This window comes from Nosocomiicoccus sp. HMSC059G07, assembly GCF_001815515.1.
GTDB lineage: Bacteria > Bacillota > Bacilli > Staphylococcales > Salinicoccaceae > Nosocomiicoccus > Nosocomiicoccus ampullae_A.
In genome coordinates this window covers 25,676-26,290 of the sequence record NZ_KV820885.1, presented here as the reverse complement: position 1 = coordinate 26,290, position 615 = coordinate 25,676, and the positions used below count along the sequence as shown (strand labels likewise).

Annotated in this window: 1 protein-coding gene; it reads right to left on the bottom strand. The window is 25.2% G+C overall.

Annotated elements, in window-relative coordinates; all coding sequences use genetic code 11:
• Window positions 1-337: 337 nt before the first annotated feature.
• Window positions 338-517: a hypothetical protein gene (locus HMPREF3029_RS08890; protein ID WP_070710480.1), complete on the bottom strand. Its 180-nt coding sequence runs from the start codon at window positions 515-517 to the stop codon at window positions 338-340.
• Window positions 518-615 lie beyond the last annotated feature (98 nt).

Sequence of the window (615 nt, the reverse complement as noted above, 5' to 3'; positions counted from 1 at the left end):
ATTGATAAGCAATTATCGAGAGTGCAAAAACGAATGAACGAACTAGAGACTTATTTAATGCGTTTTATTGATAAGCAATTATCGAGAGTGCAAAAACAGTAAGCCATTTTACCGCTACACCAAAATAAAGAAGAGCATTTAATGCTCTTCCTTATTTTTACTAATCTTTAACTCTAATGAAATATAAGAAATTAGTCCTATTCCTAAAGCTATAAAAGTTAATATATACCATGAGTACATATCAAATTTAAAATTAACAGTATATAAAATTAATAAACAAATTATATATACTAACAACCACAATAATCTTTCTTTCATGACCCAACCAACTTCCTTTTTAATTGTAATGAAAATATACTGCTAGAAAAATAAGAATAAGATCAATAAATAATATTCCTGCCATTTGTTTAAGCCCTTTATAAAAACTAGCAGGTTGATTATCATTAGCTCTTATACTTAGAAAACCTAAGATTGAAACTAAAATTATACTGACAATATAAATAATAAGTTTATTCATAATTCTACTCCTTTAAAACAGCATATATTTTTTGTAAAACGTTTTCAATTTTTAAATTCACTTTAAAGTTTTATTGATAAGCAATTATCGAGAGTGCA